The organism is Pseudomonas sp. GW704-F2 (assembly GCF_059423025.1).
Window position 1 is genome coordinate 59790 of sequence record NZ_JBWKXO010000029.1, and the last position, 17633, is coordinate 77422.

17 protein-coding genes and 2 pseudogenes are annotated in these 17633 nt (G+C 60.5%); 15 read left to right on the forward strand and 4 right to left on the reverse strand.

The window, feature by feature from the left end; all coding sequences use genetic code 11:
- The first annotated feature begins 57 nt into the window (after positions 1–57).
- The 11 genes from gspE to gspD are packed head-to-tail and all read left to right on the forward strand — an operon-like array spanning position 58 to position 9675.
- Positions 58–1767 carry a type II secretion system ATPase GspE gene (gene gspE / locus AC07W0_RS22155; protein WP_102618330.1) on the forward strand — a complete coding sequence of 570 codons (1710 nt, stop codon included), beginning with the start codon at positions 58–60 and terminating at the stop codon, positions 1765–1767.
- A complete protein-coding gene (gspF, locus tag AC07W0_RS22160) occupies positions 1764–2966 on the forward strand; it encodes a type II secretion system inner membrane protein GspF (RefSeq protein ID WP_102618331.1) in 1203 nt (400 codons plus the stop codon). The genes gspE and gspF overlap by 4 nt, the downstream gene beginning before the upstream one ends.
- Positions 2967–2986: 20 nt before the next feature.
- Entirely contained in the window at positions 2987–3397 is a 411-nt protein-coding gene (gene gspG, locus AC07W0_RS22165) for a type II secretion system major pseudopilin GspG (RefSeq protein ID WP_017847570.1), read from the forward strand.
- A gap of 7 nt (positions 3398–3404) precedes the next feature.
- Positions 3405–3830 (forward strand): type II secretion system protein, encoded by a 426-nt coding sequence (locus AC07W0_RS22170; protein WP_046486567.1) that lies wholly within the window; start codon positions 3405–3407, stop codon positions 3828–3830.
- Positions 3827–4159: a type II secretion system protein gene (locus tag AC07W0_RS22175; protein ID WP_079444301.1), complete on the forward strand. Its 333-nt coding sequence runs from the start codon at positions 3827–3829 to the stop codon at positions 4157–4159. Before AC07W0_RS22170 ends, AC07W0_RS22175 begins: the two co-directional genes overlap by 4 nt.
- Positions 4156–4764 (forward strand): type II secretion system protein GspJ, encoded by a 609-nt coding sequence (locus AC07W0_RS22180; protein ID WP_102618332.1) that lies wholly within the window; start codon positions 4156–4158, stop codon positions 4762–4764. Before AC07W0_RS22175 ends, AC07W0_RS22180 begins: the two co-directional genes overlap by 4 nt.
- The gene (locus tag AC07W0_RS22185; protein WP_102618333.1) at positions 4761–5462 is read left to right on the forward strand and encodes a general secretion pathway protein GspK; all 702 of its coding nucleotides are present in this window, start codon (positions 4761–4763) and stop codon (positions 5460–5462) included. Before AC07W0_RS22180 ends, AC07W0_RS22185 begins: the two co-directional genes overlap by 4 nt.
- Entirely contained in the window at positions 5459–6457 is a 999-nt protein-coding gene (locus tag AC07W0_RS22190; RefSeq protein ID WP_102618334.1) for a type II secretion system protein GspL, read from the forward strand. The genes AC07W0_RS22185 and AC07W0_RS22190 overlap by 4 nt, the downstream gene beginning before the upstream one ends.
- Positions 6432–7031 carry a type II secretion system protein GspM gene (gene gspM, locus AC07W0_RS22195; RefSeq protein WP_017847564.1) on the forward strand — a complete coding sequence of 200 codons (600 nt, stop codon included), beginning with the start codon at positions 6432–6434 and terminating at the stop codon, positions 7029–7031. The genes AC07W0_RS22190 and gspM overlap by 26 nt, the downstream gene beginning before the upstream one ends.
- Positions 7028–7546 carry a type II secretion system protein, XpsN-like gene (locus AC07W0_RS22200; protein ID WP_046382760.1) on the forward strand — a complete coding sequence of 173 codons (519 nt, stop codon included), beginning with the start codon at positions 7028–7030 and terminating at the stop codon, positions 7544–7546. The genes gspM and AC07W0_RS22200 overlap by 4 nt, the downstream gene beginning before the upstream one ends.
- A gap of 5 nt (positions 7547–7551) precedes the next feature.
- Positions 7552–9675: a type II secretion system secretin GspD gene (gspD, locus tag AC07W0_RS22205; RefSeq protein WP_102618341.1), complete on the forward strand. Its 2124-nt coding sequence runs from the start codon at positions 7552–7554 to the stop codon at positions 9673–9675.
- A gap of 241 nt (positions 9676–9916) precedes the next feature.
- On the opposite strand, the gene AC07W0_RS22210 is transcribed toward gspD, so the two are convergent.
- The 3 genes from AC07W0_RS22210 to AC07W0_RS22220 form a co-directional block, all read right to left on the reverse strand.
- A complete protein-coding gene (locus AC07W0_RS22210; protein WP_102618335.1) occupies positions 9917–10531 on the reverse strand; it encodes a hypothetical protein in 615 nt (204 codons plus the stop codon).
- Positions 10528–11973: a PAAR domain-containing protein gene (locus AC07W0_RS22215; protein ID WP_102618336.1), complete on the reverse strand. Its 1446-nt coding sequence runs from the start codon at positions 11971–11973 to the stop codon at positions 10528–10530. Before AC07W0_RS22215 ends, AC07W0_RS22210 begins: the two co-directional genes overlap by 4 nt.
- Before the next feature lie 147 nt (positions 11974–12120).
- On the reverse strand, positions 12121–12480 hold the full coding sequence (locus AC07W0_RS22220) for a hypothetical protein (protein ID WP_256580853.1): 360 nt from the start codon (positions 12478–12480) through the stop codon (positions 12121–12123).
- 110 nt (positions 12481–12590) lie between these two features.
- Here AC07W0_RS22220 and AC07W0_RS22225 point away from each other — a divergent pair.
- Positions 12591–12875, forward strand: a pseudogene (locus AC07W0_RS22225) (Hcp family type VI secretion system effector); the annotation flags it as partial.
- A gap of 43 nt (positions 12876–12918) precedes the next feature.
- Here AC07W0_RS22225 and AC07W0_RS22230 read toward each other — a convergent pair.
- A pseudogene (locus AC07W0_RS22230) lies at positions 12919–13146 on the reverse strand (DUF1835 domain-containing protein); the annotation flags it as partial.
- A gap of 205 nt (positions 13147–13351) precedes the next feature.
- Between AC07W0_RS22230 and AC07W0_RS22235 the strand changes: the two are divergent.
- The 3 genes from AC07W0_RS22235 to AC07W0_RS22245 all read left to right on the forward strand — a co-directional run bounded on the left by AC07W0_RS22235 (position 13352) and on the right by AC07W0_RS22245 (position 16914).
- Entirely contained in the window at positions 13352–14266 is a 915-nt protein-coding gene (locus tag AC07W0_RS22235; protein WP_102618338.1) for a LysR substrate-binding domain-containing protein, read from the forward strand.
- 627 nt (positions 14267–14893) lie between these two features.
- Positions 14894–16006, forward strand: a complete 1113-nt coding sequence (locus AC07W0_RS22240; protein WP_102618339.1) for an ornithine cyclodeaminase family protein — start codon at positions 14894–14896, stop codon at positions 16004–16006.
- Positions 16007–16023: 17 nt separating this feature from the next.
- On the forward strand, positions 16024–16914 hold the full coding sequence (locus AC07W0_RS22245; protein ID WP_256580854.1) for a DMT family transporter: 891 nt from the start codon (positions 16024–16026) through the stop codon (positions 16912–16914).
- The last annotated feature ends 719 nt before the right edge of the window (positions 16915–17633 follow it).

Below are 17633 nucleotides of genomic sequence, written 5' to 3' on the forward strand. Positions count from 1 at the left end.
TTTTATATCCAGTAGTTCCAAATAGCCATACTTTCTCGCAACTAGACCCCCCCAACTATGTCGTCAATGCCCATCGATGCCTGCCATACGCAGATACCGCACACCGACCGCGTGTGCGCGTGGCTGATGCAGCACGCCGGGCTGAAAACCGTCGACCTGGAGCGCGCCCGGCGCTTGTCCCTGGACGGCAGCGACCTGCTCGGCCTGCTCACGCGCCTGGGGCTGGTGTCCGAAGTCGAACTGGCGCGCGCCTGGGCCGAGTTGCTCGGCGCGCCGCTGTTACTCGCCGATGCCGCGCCGCCGTTGCTCGACCCATTGCCCGCGCTCACCGAGCGCTTCATGCGCCATTACCAAGTGGTGCCCATGGGCTGGGCCCACGGCGGGCTGCGCGTGCTCGCGGCCAACCCGACGCAGCATTATCCCTTCCAGGCCCTGGCCTACGCCTGTGATGTGCCGGTGTGGCTGGCCATTGGCCCGCGCACTGAAGTCGAGACGCTGATCGAGCGCTATTACGGCCAGGGCCGTTCCGCCATGGGTACCCTGATCGAGAACCTCGATGAGCAGGGCGGCGCGCTGGAAGATATCGAACACCTCAAGGACATGGCTTCCGAAGCGCCGGTGATCCGCCTGGTCAACCTGATCCTGCAGCGGGCGGTGGAGCAGCGTGCGTCGGACATCCATATCGAACCCTTCGAAAACCAACTCAAGGTGCGCTACCGCATCGACGGCGTGCTGCACGACGCCGAAGCGCCGCCGGCCAGTTCGTCGGCGGCGGTGATCTCGCGGGTGAAGATCATGGCGCGCCTGGACATCGCCGAGCGGCGCTTGCCCCAGGACGGGCGGATCATGCTGCGCATCCAGGGCAAGGCGCTGGACTTGCGGGTGTCCACGGTGCCGACCAGCTTCGGCGAGTCGGTGGTCATGCGCCTGCTCGACCGGCAAACCGTGCAGTTCGACTTCCCCAGCCTGGGCTTCGACGGCGAGCGCCTGGCCGCCTTCCTCGATGTGCTCGAACGGCCCCATGGCATCCTGCTGGTCACCGGGCCCACCGGCTCCGGCAAGACCACCACGCTCTACACCGCGCTGGCGCGGCTCAACAGCGCCGAGCGCAAGATCATCACCGTCGAAGATCCGGTGGAATACCAGCTCGAAGGCATCAACCAGATCCAGGTCAAGCCGGCCATCGGCCTGGACTTCGCTGGCGCGCTGCGCTCCATCGTGCGCCAGGACCCGGACGTGATCATGATCGGCGAGATCCGCGACCTGGAAACCTGCCGCATCGCGATCCAGTCGTCGCTCACCGGCCATCTCGTACTCTCCACCCTGCACACCAACAGCGCCGCCGCGAGCATCACGCGCCTGCTGGACATGGGCGTGGAAAGTTACCTGATCGCCTCGACCGTCAGCGGCATCCTCGCGCAGCGCCTGGTGCGGCGCCTGGACCCGGCGACCCGCGTCGCCTTTGAAGCGCCGTCGGAGTTGATCGAGGAACATGGCCTGCAACGTTTCACCGATGAGCGCCCGATCTTGCTCTACCGCCCTGGCGCCGAAGGCGGCTACCACGGCCGTAGCGCGATCACCGAATTGCTGGTGATGAATGACGAACTGCGCGGCCTGCTGATGCGCCACGCCGATGCCGCGACGCTGGAGCAGGCCGCCCGACGTGCGGGCCTGCGCACCTTGCATGAAGAAGGCCTGCGTCAGGCAGTGGCGGGCGTCACCTCGCTGGAAGAAGTGCTGCGCGTCACCCGTGGTGAGGGCGCGTGAGTCTGTTCACCTTCCGTGCCCTCGACAGCCAGGGCGTGACCCAGCGCGGCACGCTGCAAGCCAAGGATCAGAGCGCCGCCATCGCGATCCTGCACAAGCGCGGCTGGCTGCTGTTGCAGATCGACGCCGCCGGCCGCCAGGGCCTGCGCCATGCCTTGCGGCGGGGGCCGTTGACGGGCGCGACGTTGGTGAGTTTCACCCAGCAGTTGGCGACGTTGCTCGGCGCCGGTCAGCCGCTGGAACGTTCCCTGGGCTTGCTGCTCAAGCAGCCCGGCCAGCCTCAAGTGCGTGTACTGATCGAGCGTATCCGTGACCACGTCAAGGCGGGTAAACCGTTATCCGCCGCGCTGGAAGAAGAGGGCAGCACCTTTTCCCCGCTGTACCTGAGCATGGTGCGTGCCGGTGAAGCCGGCGGCGCGCTGGAAAGCACCCTGCGCCAACTCAGCGACTACCTCGAACGCAGCCAGCGGCTGCGCGGCGAGGTGATCAATGCGCTGATCTATCCGGCGTTCCTGGTGGTCGGCGTGCTCGGCTCCCTGGCGTTGCTGCTGGCGTATGTGGTGCCGCAGTTCGTGCCGATCTTCCAGGACCTGGACGTGCCGATTCCGTTGATCACCGAAGTGATTCTGGCCCTAGGCCAATTCCTCGGCGCCTACGGCCTGCTGCTGTTGGCCGGGTCGAGCGTCGCGCTGGGCACCCTGGCGGCACGCCTGCGCGCCCCCCGGCGCCGCGAACGCTACGACCGCCGCCTGCTCGGCCTGCGCGTGCTCGGCCCGCTGTTGCAGCGGGTCGAAGCGGCGCGCCTGACACGCACCCTGGGCACCTTGCTGAGCAACGGCGTGGCCTTGCTGCCTGCGTTGGTCATCGCCCGACAGGTCTGCACCAACCGCGCGTTGCAGGCCCAAGTGGCCGAGGCCGCCGAGTCGGTGAAAGGCGGCGGCACCCTGGCCAGTGCGTTCGGTGCGCAACCGCTGCTGCCCGAGCTGGCCCTGCAAATGATTGACGTCGGCGAACAGGCCGGTGAGCTGGACAGCATGCTGCTCAAGGTCGCCGACATCTTCGACATCGAAGCCAGGCGCGGCATCGAGCGCCTGCTCGCCGCGCTGGTGCCGTCCCTCACCGTGGTCATGGCGCTGCTGGTGGCCGTGATCATGCTGGCGATCATGCTGCCGCTGATGAGCCTGACCAGCCATATATGAACCTTCAAGGAACCCGATCGATGAGAACTCAACGCCGTCAAAGCGGTTTCACCCTGCTGGAAATGCTCGCGGTAATCGTGCTGCTGGGCATTGTCGCGACCATCGTGGTGCGCCAGGTCGGTGGCAATGTGGACAAGGGCAAGTACGGCGCGGGCAAGGCGCAACTGGCCAGCCTGAGCATGAAAATCGACAGCTACGCCCTGGATGTCGGCTCACCGCCCAACAGCCTGCAGCAATTGGTGCACAAGCCCGGCAACGCCAGCAGTTGGGCCGGGCCGTATGCCAAGCTGTCGGAGCTGAAAGACCCGTTCGGCCATGCATTCGGCTATCGCTTCCCGGGCGAACACGGCGCCTTCGACCTGATCTTCTACGGCCAGGACGGCCAACCGGGCGGCGACGGCTACAGCGCCGACCTGGGCAACTGGGAATAACCCGCCGATGCCCCAACGCGGCTTTACCTTGCTGGAGATGCTGGTGGTCATCCTGTTGATCAGCCTCGCTGTCGGCTTGTTGGGGCTCGGTGTGCGCCAGGCCGTGCAGGCGGCGAACGAGCGCCGCGTGGTCGGGCAGATGGTCGACGCCCTGCGCGCCACGCGGGCCGCGGCGATTGTCGACGCGCGTGTGGCCAGGACCGAATTCGATCTGCAGCGCCTGACCTTCCAGGCCCCGGGCCGCGCCCCGCACGCCTGGCCGCCGCAGCTGCAGGTCACCGTGCATACCGCCGAACGGGTCGGCGCCGCCGTGGAGTTCTATCCCGACGGCAGTTCCACCGGCGGCCATCTGCTGCTGGCCAACGGCAGCCGGCGTTGGCGCATCGACATTGGCTGGCTGACCGGCAGCGTGCAGTCCAAGGCGCTGCCATGAAGCGCCAGGCCGGTTTCACGTTACTGGAAATGCTCGCCGCCCTGACGTTGATGGCGGTGTGCAGCACGGTGCTGCTGGTCGCCTTCGGCCAGAGCGCGCGCTCGTTGGCGCAAGCGGCTCACAGCGACCGCCTGAGCCATGCCGCCCTCAGTGTGCTGGACCAGGAAGCGGCGGGGCGCCTGGTCGAAGGTGTCAGCCAGGGCGCGCTGGACGGCATCCACTGGCAACTGACCTGCGTGCGTCAGCAAGCCCATCTGTATCGTCTCGACCTGATCGTCAGCGAGGGGCCGCGCCAGGCCCGGTTCAGCACCCTGAAGGTGCGCCAGTGAGGCGCGGCGAGCAGGGCTTCACTCTGCTGGAAATCCTCGTGGTGCTGAGCTTGCTCGCGGTGCTGCTGGTGCTGCTCAGCGGTGCGTTGCTCGGCGCCAATCGCGCGGTGGCCAAGGCCCAACAGTACACCGTGAGCCTGGACGAAATGCGCGCCGCCCAGCAGTTCCTGCGCACCGCGATCAGTGAGGCGTTGCCGCTGGATGCCAGCGAAGATGACCGCCAGAGCGCTGGTTTTTTCTTAGGGGAGCCCGAGCGTCTGCAGTTTGTCGCGACCCTGCCCGGTGTGCTCGGCGGCGGGATTCAGCGCTTCACCCTGCAACGGGTCGCCGAGGATCTGCAGGTGGGGTTCTCGCGGTTGGAACGGCAGGCCGATGCTTCCCGCGATGCGCCGCAAGTGCTGCTGACGAACCTTGCGGCGCTGCGCTTCAGTTATCGCGGCGTATCGCCCCTGGGCCAACCCACCGGATGGATCGACCAGTGGCCGTGGCCCCGGCGCTTGCCCGCTGCGGTGCGGATCGCCGCGCATGTCGACGGGCCGGTGCCGTGGGTCACTCAGGTGATTGCCTTGCGCTTGAACCTGGCCAGCGGAGCGTCGGGCGAATGAGGCGGCAACGCGGGGCGGCGCTGCTGCTGGTGCTGTGGGTGCTGGCCTTGCTCAGTGTGTTGCTGGGCGGTTTGGCCGGTTGGGTGCAGCTGGAAAGTCGCCAGGCGCTGTGGCATCGCCAGCACACCCAGACGGTGCTCGCAGCGCAAGCCGGCGTCGCCCTGGCGATGGCCGATCGACACTGGATCGCCGACGGCCGTGAAAGGCTCCTGACCTTCGATGACGCGCAGTTGCACGTCAGCCTGCGCAGCGAGCGCGGCAAGCTGTACCTGGTCAACGCCGAGGCGCACGACCTCACGCGCCTGGCCCTGGCCTGCGGCGCCAGCCCGGCCCAGGCCACGCAGGTGGCCAAGGCCTTGGACGCACGGCGCAAGCAGGGGCTGGCGCCGTTTCGCGTGCTCGAAGAAGTGCGCCAATTGCCCGGCATGAGCCAGGCGCTGTACCGCCAATTGCTGCCCGAGCTCACCTTGTGGAGCGACCTGGATCGGCCCGCTCCGGCGTTCGCCAGCGCGCTGATGCGCCAGGCCCTCAACCTGCCGCAGCAGAGCGCACAGGGCGCCGACCCTGGCGAGGTGCTGGTGGTCGACAGCCGCGCACAACGCCCCGGCGGCTATGAAGCACGCCTGCAAGTCACGGTTTTATTGAGCCCAATGGAGGACGGCGCACAACCCTACCGGGTGTTGCGTTGGCAAGAATGAATCGACTGGAACCCATCGCCCGTTATTGGCGTGGCAGCCTGCTGCAACAAGGTTGGCGCCTGTGGCTCGCGGAGCTGCGCGCGTGTGTGCCGGCGTGGCTGGCGTTGCACGAGCCGCCCGAGCAGCGCTGGCACTGGCCGTTGAGCGAGCCGGTCGCGTCGGCGCCGGGCAACGCGCGGCATGTGTTGGTGCTCGCGGCCGACGCCGTGCTGCTGCAAACCATCCACTTACCCGTAGCCGCTGCGCGCAACCTTAGCGCCGTGGTCGGCTATGAACTGGATCGCTACACGCCGTTCGAGGCCGACCGGCTGTACTTCGTCGCACGCCAGGAACGGCGCACGCCGACCCAAGTGCAGGTGACGCTGGTGGCGATCCTGCGCGAGCGCCTCGATCAGATCCTCAGCGACTGCGCCGCCCTCGGCCTGCAGCCGCATCGCGTGGATGTCGGCGACCTGGGCATCGACTTGCTGCCCGCGCCTTTGCGCCCGCGTCCGCGTCCGCCGGGCAAGGGGTTGCAACGCAGCTTGCCGTGGCTGTGCGGCGCGTTGCTGATCGCGGCGATGTTGCTGTGGCTCAACGACCGCCAGCGCGTGCTCGACACCATGTACGACAGCGTCCAGCAGCAAAAGGCCCGGGTCGCCGAGGTGCATGCGCTGCGTCAGCAACTGCTCGCCACCCGTGGCGCGGTGCAGTACCTGACCCGGCGCAAGGTGGCCCAGCCGCCGCTGGTGGCGCTGCTCGACGACCTCACCCGATGCCTGCCCGCCGACACCTGGCTCGACCAGTTGGACATCAAGGGCAGCGAGATTGCCTTCTCCGGCCAAAGCGCCAAGGCCAGCGCCCTGATCACCCGGATCAAAGGCTGTCACCGCCTGGACAATGCGCAGTTCGAAGGCGTGATTCAACCCGATGCGCGCAGCGGCAAGGATCAGTTTGCCTTGCGTGCCCACCTTCGCCCGGAGGCCGCCGATGCGCCGACCCCTCACACCCCGTGAACGCCGTGGCACGGCGTTGCTGATCCTGGCCGTGGTGCTCGGCGCGGCGTACTGGCTGTTGATCGACAGCTGGTTCGCCGGGCCCTTGCGTGCCATGGGCGAACAGGCCGAACAACTGCGCGAACAGCAGCAACGCTATGCCGGCGTGTTGCGCCAGGGCGATGCGCTGCGCGAGCAACTGGAGCAGGCCCGCCAGGACCCGGCCAGCCAAACCAGCCTGCTGCCGGGGGATGACCCGGATGGGGTCGCCGCCGACCTGATGCAACGCCTCGCCGATCTGATCAGCCGCCACGCCAACCTCGGCGGCGGCTGCAGCCTGACCCAGCGCAAACCCATCACCCCGGAGCAGGACGACGGCGAACCGTATCGACAGGTGCAGGTCAGCCTGACCCTCGATTGCGCCATCGAACCGCTGACCGCGATCCTGCATGAGCTGGAATACCAGCCGCCGTTTCTGTTCGTCGATGAGCTGCGCATCCGCCGTGGCAAACAGGCGCCGGCCAGTGGCGGGGCGGGGCAGTTGGTGGTGCAGGTGCTGGTGCGCGGTTACCTGCAACCGCAGGTGGCCCGATGATCGGGGTCTTGCGCCCCTTGGAATGGGGCTTGCTCGGCCTGGTCGGGGCATTGGGCCTGTTGATGGCGTTCATCCTGAGCAGCATCGGCGACGAGCCGCAGTGGCTGCCCGAACCGGCGGTGCGCGGGCATTCCTCTGCGCGGGTGCAAGTCGCCCCCAGCGTGACGTTGGACAGCCTCGCCGGCACCTGGCAAACCCCGCTGTTCAGCGCGGATCGCAGCCCCGATCGCGCCGTCGGCAACACCCAGGCCAGCAGCCTGGCCAACCTGACCCTGAGCGGCATCCTGATCACCGGCAATCTGCAAATGGCGATGCTCAAGCAGGCCGACGGCCGCCCGCTGACGGTACGCCTGGGCCAGGTGCTGCCCAACGGCTGGCGCCTGGACCACCTCACGCCGCAATCCGCCCGTTTCACCCTGGACGGCCGCACGCAAACCTTGAACCTGTACGCCAAGCGTTTGCCACCGCCGTCGACCCGGCCACCGATTTCCCTGCCTCGCGAGCCCTTCCCTTGATCGATCTGCGCACCTCGTTGTTTTGCCTGACTACCGCCGTCTCCCTGGGCGGCTGTGGCTCACTGCCCGACCGCCTCGACGCGGACGACGCGTTACTCCACGAAGCCATGCAAGGCACCGGCGCGCAACGCCCGCCGAGTGAGGTGCCGGCGGCGCAACGCCCGCAGCCCGTGGCGAAGGTAGCGCCCCAACGCCAGATGAGGCGGGGCAGCCAGCAATTCGTGCGCCCACCCAGCGCCAGCCTGCCGGCGAAAGAGCAGGGCGGCGATATCGTATTCAACTTCGCCGACCAGCCGATCGAAGCGGTGATCAACAGCGTGATGGGCGACCTGTTGCACGAGAACTACAGCATCGCCCAAGGCGTGAAAGGCAATGTCAGCTTTTCCACCTCCAAGCCGGTGGACAAACAGCAGGCGCTGTCGATCCTGGAAACCCTGTTGTCCTGGACCGACAACGCCATGATCAAACAGGGCAACCGCTACGTGATCCTGCCGGCCAACCAGGCGGTGGCGGGCAAGCTGGTGCCGCAGATGAACCTGGCGCCACCGTCCAACGGCCTGTCGGCGCGGCTGTTTCCGTTGCGCTATATCTCCGCCACCGAGATGCAGAAACTGCTCAAGCCGTTCGCCCGCGAAAACGCTTTTCTGCTGGTGGACCCGGCGCGCAATGTGCTGAGTCTGGCCGGCACCCCGGAAGAACTGGCCAACTACCAGGCCACCATCGACACCTTCGATGTGGACTGGCTCAAGGGCATGTCGGTGGGCGTATTCGGCTTGCAACGCGCGTCGGTGGCCGAGCTGATGCCCGAGCTGCAAGCCATGTTCGGCCCGGACAGCGGCATGCCCCTGGCGGGCATGCTGCGCTTTCTGCCGATCGAGCGGACCAACTCGGTGGTGGCGATTTCTTCCCAGCCGCAGTACCTCAGCGAGGTGGGCGACTGGATTCGCACCATCGACGAAGGCGGCGGCAACGAGCCGCAGATGTACGTGTACGACGTGCGCAACATGAAGGCCTCGGACCTGGCCAAGTACCTGCGGCAGATCTACGGCAACGGCGCGATCAAGGACGATACGCCGGCCAAGGTCGCGCCGGGGTTGCGCACCACCACGTTGTCATCGCTCAACAACAATGCCGGTGGCCTGCAGAACCCGCCGCCGCCTGCCGACGAGCCCGAGCCCGTCGCCGAGGCGCCTGAACCGGCACCGGATAAAAGCCTCGAAGCCGGCACCCGCATCACCGCGCAAAAAAGCAGTAACCAACTGCTGGTGCGTACCCGCCCGGCGCAATGGAAAGAGATCGAAACCGCGATCAAACGCCTCGACAATCCGCCGCTGCAAGTGCAGATCGAGACGCGCATCCTCGAAGTCAAACTCACCGGTGAACTGGACCTTGGCGTGCAGTGGTACCTCGGTCGCCTGGCCGGCAATTCCACCAGCACCACAGTCGCCAACGCCTCCGGCAGTCAGGGCGCGTTGGGCGGTGGCGGGGCAGGGTTGGGGGCGTCGGATTCGTTGTTCTATTCCTTCGTCAGTTCCAACCTGCAAGTGGCCTTGCATGCCCTGGAAACCAACGGCCGCACCCAGGTGCTGTCGGCGCCGTCTCTGGTGGTGATGAACAACCAGCCGGCGCAGATCCAGGTGGGCGACAACATTCCTATCAGCCAGACCACGGTGAACACCGGCGATGCCGACACCACCCTGAGCAGCGTCGAATACGTGCAGACCGGGGTAATTCTGGACGTGGTGCCGCGCATCAATCCGGGCGGCCTGGTGTACATGGATATCCAGCAGCAGGTCAGCGATGCCGAGAACCAGACCGGCAGCAGCGACACGCCGGTGAATCCGCGTATCTCCACGCGTTCAGTCTCGACGCAAGTCGCCGTGCAGAGCGGGCAGACCGTATTGCTCGGCGGGTTGATCAAGCAGGACAACAGTGAGAGCGTCAGTGCCGTGCCGTACCTGGGGAAAATCCCCGGCCTGCGCTGGTTGTTTGGCAACACCAGCAAATCCAAGGACCGCACTGAGCTGATTGTGCTGATTACGCCGAGGGTGATCACCAGCAGCAGCCAGGCGCGGCAGGTGACGGATGACTATCGCCAGCAGATGCAGCTGCTGCGGCCAGCGAACTGAAGGCGCGCGGTCAAAATGCCGCTTCATGGCTCTTGTAAATCCAGTACGACTTCAAGCGTGTCATCGAGTAAAAAGCGGTTCGACCTGAGGGGAAATGCGGACACTGCTGACCCTTCCATTACTCTCGAAGCTCACTGTGAAGAAGCGAGCCTGGGGGGCACGAATCCATATTCAGGCTTTACGAGCCGCAGCCGGGCGTCTACGCAACCCTCGGTTCGCCGGCGCCAAAGTGGATATCTGATCATTGCGGTATCCACGGCGCGGCCAGGTGTAGCTTGATGAGATAGCGTTCTTCAGTGGGATGTCGAACGTCCTTGAAGCGATTGACCACCATCATCACTTGGTATTTGTCCGCTGCTTGCCAATAGGACGTACCGCCCAGGTTCACGTTCCGCAAGCGGGCACGCCATTGAGGGGTGTCGGCGAAGGGTGGGTCGTCTTTTATATGGATGGGGGTCCAGCCACCTTTGCGCCACTGTTCCTGTAAGTCCAGCACGATTTCAAGCGTGTCATCGAGCAATAGCGGTTCGATTTGAGGGGACATGCGGATGCCATCGATTTGCTCATCATCGAAGCCTATCGTGAAGAAACGGGCCAAAGGAGTTATGAATCCATATTGAGGGTCTACGAGCCGCAGTCGGGCATGGGATTTGGGCGCCCTGAACCAGTGATGCCCCGGAATGGCTGGGCCAATCTTTGCGCTGGAGCGCTGGCGCATATCTTCCCAGGGTTCGCCAGGCGTCAATGCAATCTCCGGTTCATCGGTGCCGAGACGTATCGCTAACCCTAAGAAAAGTACGACAGCGATCAGTCCTAGCCCAACACGTCGCCAACCGATCTGCGTGATCCGGCTCATCGGACACCCCGGTCTTCAGCGATGTCTTCTAGCGCCTGTTCGATTCGCTGCCGCTCATTGCTACGCAGCAGTGCATCAAATTTCGCCGCGGCCTTGAGCACGAAGGCCATGCGTTGATCGATATCGGCCAGGTTAGCGATAGGGCTGTTGCTGAATTCAATGGTTCGATCATCTTCGACGGGGCGGCATTGATTTGCCAGCGTTAGCTCAATGGCTTGCGCGGCCCCGGACGGTATGCCTGTGACATAGGAAAGATGGTTACTACGCAGCAGGGCTACCAGCTTTTGGTCGGTATACATCGCTGGCTGAAGGATGTTTCTTTGTTCGTGGTCAGCGAGATACTCAACACTTTTGGCGATATTGCCAGCTTCAATTGCCTCGAAAGCCTTCAGGATTTCACTGTGATTCGTACCAAACTCTAGTGTCTCGTTTCCGATGGGCCATAGCACGGGTGGCTGAGCCTTTTCATAAATGTTCTTGCGCGACCGAAGACAGGTCTCAAGCAACCCCAACCCCCGCTCCTTATAAAACGCATGCAACGGAAACACATCCAAAAACAGCGTGGTATTGCCCATCGCCATCCTCTCGTACACATGTTGATAAAGCTGCTGCACGCTCGATAACGGCTCACCCTCGCGCCGCCAATCAACATCAGGCACCGGGTTATTACGGCTGGCCTGTTCATACTCCCGCAGGCGCCGCTCGTACTCCCGCAGCTTTGCCTGCCGTTCACGCTCCTCGGCGCTGAACAACCCCCAAACCCCTTTCCGGGCACTTCTTCGCAATTGCTCCGCCGCTTCAAATTCCGCCTGAATTTTCTCGATGGATTCTGCCGCGTGCAGCAAACCGCACCCCACTTGCTTGGAGGCAAACGCCGCAAGGCCCGCCCACTGGAAACGGTTATCGAGGCGCCAGAGCTGGGCATACGCCGAGTTGATGAGCCGGTTGCGCAACCTGGGGTCGGCGATCAGCTTGCCGCCGGGGGCGATCACGTCTTCTGCCTGCTTCTGGTAGAAGCGCCAATTGCGCTCGCAGGCTGACTCGAGTATTTCGCTGAAAGCGGAAGGCGTTGAGCTCGGGGTGGGTTTTTTCGCGGGTGTTGGCGCTGGCGCTTCCGATGCGGTCGCGCTTCGGCGGTGTACCGCGGAGTCTTCGGCGGTAAGGGTCTGAAACCGCTCGAACTGGTCGGCCAGCAGGCGCGGGGGCGGGCCGCATTTACAGCGGCAGAGATCGTCCGAGAGCGCCACCCGTCGCCCTCGTGCCCACTGCTCCAGGCGCGGGCCAACACAAACTATGACCCCGGTGGTTTTGCACACCGGGCAAAGCACCTCATGACCTTCAAGGGCGATGTCCACTTGGGTGATGCAAAAGCCCGTCAAACCGCCGACGACGGTCCCGCCAGCGGTGGTCGTGGCTCCTCGGGTAATGAAATAGCGCCGCATGCCGCCGGTGTCCTTATTGTGGGCGGGACCAGCAGGCTAGGCATGGCAGGCGAGGGCGAGAAGTCAGATGCTTCCGAGCCGGATGTAGGTTGCTTCGGTTATCGGGTTGGAGAGGCCGAAAGTCGGGGGTGTCAGCAACCGCGCGGGTTACCACCATTTCCAGCGGCCTTGTTTTTTCAGGGTGGCGATGATGGCTTCGCGCTTGTGGCGGATTTCTAGCATCTTGTGGCGCAGTTCGCGGCAGCGCTTGCTGTTGAGGATCAGTAGGCCGATCAGGGGGCTGAGGAGGGCCATGGAGTAGAGATAAGCGTTGGGGCGGTAGGCGATTGCGGGAAGTGATACCAGCAGGCAGATGAGGTATACCGCCATGTTCAGCCAGACCCAGTGGATGCGTCCGTATAACACTTCGTATTTGGCAAGGGCAAATACTGCACCAAGCCCCGTAGCGCCGAAAAATGATGTCTTGGTAGCAAAACCAATGGGGTACGTCGAGAGATAGGTGAGCATTGTCAGGATCGCCGTCAATCCTATTGAGGTGCATGCGACAAGAATGTCTGCTCCGATTACTGGCATGTACCGCTTGATGAATTCCCAATGGTTTTCAATAAAGATGCCTGCTGATGATGGCCTGCGCGACCGGCAAGCATTATCCCGAAGCAAGACTGGTAGTGCGCAAGGCGGGCGGTTCCAGCCCGGTGGAGTATCTGGTGATCACCCTGAAGGAAGTCATGGTGGTGTCCTACGGCACCGCTGCTGAAAGTAAGGATGAGGTGCTCTACGACAGCATCGCCTTGAACTTCGCCAGCGTCGACGTCAGCTACCAGCCGCAGAAGGCCGACGGCGCCAAGGACGGTGGGCCAGTGAAGTTCGGCTGGAATATCCGGCAGAACGTTAAAGCCTGAAGCCGCACCTTGTGCCCGGATAGCGGGTCTTTGCGCATCCGGGCGCCAGCACCCGCCGAGGCCATTCAAGATGAGCCTCGTTTTTCGTCAACAAAGGATGCTCGTCGTCTATCAACGGCCGCAGCAGTGCATGGAACATCATGTCCCCGAGGAACGGCAGTGGTTCGCGCTTGCCCATCAACTCGGCATACACGCGCCCGAACGCTACCGGCCCGGCTTTGGCGATGTAGGCCAGGGACAGGCGTTCGGTCAGTGACAAACCATCCTGCAGATCACCCTAAATACCGGCAGCGCAACATCTTTTTACGCGCTTTCAGAAGCTCGCGAAAAATTTTGCGGCGATGGTCTCGTTGGCCTGTGCCATGCGGTGTCTGCGGCAATACTTTTCGTACAGTGCCTAGGAAACAGGGGACTCTTAGATTAGAGTCGATGGCGTGATTGTTCGATGGATACGAGACATTCTTAAGGATTGAGCCATGAAAACCCCGCCACTCAATGCTGTGAAAGCGTTTGAGGCCGTGTCCAGGCATCTCAGTGTAACCAGGGCTGCATCTGAGCTATGCGTGACTCAGGGAGCCACCAGCCAGCAGATCAAGATTCTTGAAAACTACATGAACTGCTCGCTTTTCATAAGGGATGCCAAAGGGCTAACGCTAACCGAGGCTGGCCAGCGGCTCGCCAGCGTAGCTCAGAAAGCACTAGGGGAACTGGCCGCTGTCGCGGAAGAGATCATCGGGACGCAAAGAACAATACTTTCTATTTCTGCCCCACCTTCATTTGCCGGAAAGTGGCTTATTCCAAATCTGGATAAATTTTACGAAAAACACTTGGATCTTAATGTTGTTATTGATGCGTCTTGTGACGTTAGAAGCTTTCGCAGTCATGGTATTGACGCGTCAATAAGATTTGGCAGGGGAGAAAATCTTCCATCAAATAGCAAAGTACTTGGCTGCTCAGAAGTTATCATAGTCGCAAGTCCCGCATATATTAAAAAAACACCTAAAATTGAAACATATGCCGACCTTTGCGAACATAAATTGATCAGTTATGAAACGAAAATTGAAAGTCATAGGAAACTTCATAAAAGCTGGAAAAATGTCTTTGCTGATTTAGGCTTGTCCCTGGACCTTGGTAAGGCGAGTATCGTTTTTACAGAAGGGCACCTGGCTTTGACCGCAGCCATTCATGGTCATGGGCTGGCTCTAGTAGAGTCAATTCTAGTCGATCACGAATTAAAAAGTGGTCAACTGGTAAGGGTGCTGGATACTAGTTTTCCGGAGGATAATTGTTACACTTTTTTTAAGCCTGAGTACACGCAGAAAATGGTGGCTTTGGAAAAGTTCGAAGATTGGCTAATGAGTTCCTTGGCCTGTTCGCTAAGGAAGGTCTGAAGTACCCACCGATTTTTGATGCCCTCACTGCCTGAGGTTCAAAAAATGCTAAGTCGGTCGAAAACAGACCTTTCCTGTCTTTAATTCATGGTTTTTTCCTCTGGTCGCTATATTTCAGGGCGATCAGTCCGCATTAGAGACGCACTTCTCCCGCATTCAACAACCATTTTTGCACCGTCCACAGGTTCGACAAGGCGAATAAAGTCTTCTGCTGTGCGATGTTGCTGGATAGGTTGGTGATGTCATCTCTTTAGAAAAACTAATGCCTATCGAAGAATTACTCCATCGACTCTAACCTGAGAGTCTCGTATTTTCTAAGCCGCAATGTGAGCGTAATACTCGTCAATCGAAGCCACCTGGCTCGCGGGCAGCATGGTTCATAAGCTGCAACAATCTCCATACCTCCGCGCGATGGTCGGCACCCCATGAGCAAGGCAGTCGGTGGTCATCGTGCCTGAAGACATCAGATGTAAGTAATAGAGTCATCCTATTGATCTTTCTATTTCAAGATAATTTCCGGTGAAGTTCGATCGTTCAACGCAGCATACCGCCGAATCGAAGTACGCAGCACCAAGCATCAGAATAAGACTGAAACCAATTATCATGTGAACATATAGGAGCGACAAAGTGGCACAGCGAGCAACTATTATCCTCTCTGAGGAAAACATTGGTGAAATTGTCGCAGCAGTCGGGCTCGACACTTTAATGGATGAAACGATTGCAAAACTACGTGATGCCCTCAACGTGTTTGGTGATGGCCAGGTTGAAATACAACCGCGCACCGGCTTTGTCTATGAAACTCCGGAAATGGGGCTGATAGAGTTTATGCCGGCTTACCGCCGGGATAAAAATGTCGCGTTAAAAGTTGTTGGCTACCATCCGGGAAATCCGTTTAACCGGGGCATGCCGACGGTCATCGCCACTAACTCCCTATATGACGTAAGGGACGGCCACCTTATTGCGGTGATCGATGGTGTATTTGCAACAGCAGTACGAACGGGCGCAGCATCCGCTGTGGCTTCGAAGTTGCTGGCTCATCCTGAAAGCAAAACCCTTGGGCTGATCGGAGCTGGCGCCATGGCAGTGACCCAGGCCCATGCCCTCAGTCGAATTTATGACTTTGACGCAGTCTTGATCCACGATATTGACCCCGCAGTGGAAAAAACTTTCGCCAAGCGGGTATCCGCCCTGGGAATTACACCGATCATCGCTTCCAAAGACAGGGTACTGGCAGAGTCCGACATCATCTGTGTTGCTACCTCCATTGGCCTTGATGCAGGCCCGGTTCTCCACGCTGGCGGGATGAAACCACATGTACACATCAATGCTATTGGTGCCGACACGCCGCGCAAATATGAATTATCAACAGAGCTGCTCAAAAGCTCGTTCCTTGTCACGGATTATCTGGAACAGGCCATTAACGAAGGTGAATGCCAGCAATTGAGTAAAGACGAATACGGCTATATCGGCCCTGAGTTGCACAAAATAGTGAAAGAGCCGCAAGCCTATATCCAATATCAGATGAAACAGACCATCTTTGATAGCACCGGTATTTCATTGGAAGATCAGATAATGACCGAGGTCTTGATCGATCAGGCGGAGAGACTAGGGCTTGGTCAGCGGATCCTGATTGAAGCGGGATGTGATGACTCCATGAACCCATATCTTTTCTCAAATTCCGCGAACGCTCTTGATACCGTCAAGAATACAGTGCACGACCGTACCTTAAAATTAGCATGAGTAGAGAAAGACAGGTCATGACAAGCGCAACTCTGATAGACAGAAAAGCACTATCTGTAGCAGTGTTCTTTGGGTTTTTATCTGCTCTTATCTGGGGAGCCTGGCCTGTTCTTTCCCGTTTTGGGGTTCAAAAAACGCTGTCTCCCTATGACATCGCGGCCTTACGCTTTATGGTGGCCGGATTGATTTTGCTGCCTTTTGTTCTAAAGAAAGGGACAGGCATGCTTGGTCTGCCGAAAACCCTGGTCCTTACAGTGGGGCAGGGTATTCCGCACGTACTTCTGGGAATCCTCGGATTGGCATATGCCCCCGCCGGACATGCTGGCGTTCTCATCCCCAGTGCGATGATTGCGGTTTCCACAATTGGGGGCTGGTTCTTCCTTCGTGACAGGCCGGAAAAAGCGGCACTGATCGGGATTTTTATCATCATGGTAGGGGCGACTCTTTCGGGGTGGCAAAGCATGTCGGAAAGCGGTGGACAGGCCTGGCTGGGAGACCTGCTATTCATTGCTGCCGGAGCATTATGGGGGATCTATACCATTGCCTCGCGTGCATGGGACGTGGATGCGTTCCAGGCCACAGCTTTGGTATCCGTCATTTCCATGTTGCTCTACCTACCTCTATATTTCATTTGGGGAACCCCAGGTATCCTCTCCGCACCCGTTTCTGAAATAGTTTTCCAATCCCTATTCCAGGGCGTATTTGCGGCGATTCTGGCCCTGCTGTTCTATACGAAGGCTGTGACAGTGCTTGGTGCAACCCGTGGCTCCATCTTTGGCGGTCTGGTCCCTTGCATAGCGTCCGTGCTGGCTATCTTCGTCCTGTCGGAAGTACCCAGTCTGATCGAAGTCGCCGGGATGGTGCTGGCCAGCGGCGGTATGATCTATATCTTCGGGTTTCGAAAATAGAGTTTGGGTTTGAATCTTTGGACAGGTCCCGGTACGGATGGCAGTTACTTGCCCCCCCGCCAGATCCCTTCGTGCGTAACCCTAAGCCTTGGGGTGTGGCCGGACGGTTACTTTGGCCACAACGCCAAGATCAGAAAGTCGAAATCACCCAAACCGCATAGAGCCACGGGCCATCAAGCGACGACCCAAACGCTACCCTCTACTGGCTAAATCGCAGCAGTCTGCTCGCGATGACATCAAGAAAATGCGCACCCCACAGTCTCCGTGCGGGTCTGCATAGAATGCACAGGTCGCTTCTGGAGGTTATCGCGCAACATCTGCGCCAAAATGCTTGCATATTCTGCCTCAACAGTAACAGACACGCCGCTTCTGCGGATCTCGCTGTGGGATACTTTGGATTTGTGCAGCTCGCTATGACACATAATCATCTCTACAATCGAGTCGAGGTGGGCAGGAGCTGGGTTTCCTATAGTGCTTACCCTCATGAGGTCGTTGTCTGATAGTGCGGATCTTTCGCGCCTAAGTAGCTGCGATCTTTCTAAGATATTTTCTGCTAGAGATTTATCGCATTGATCAATGCAGCAAATGGAATGACTTTCTGAGTCGCTGTGTAACATATCAAAAGCTATGCTATGATCAGAGTGTAGTGGTCAACTAATCCCGGACACGACGTTAAGTTTTTTCTCGGCCTGAGCCGGTGGCAGCCCACCATTAAATTG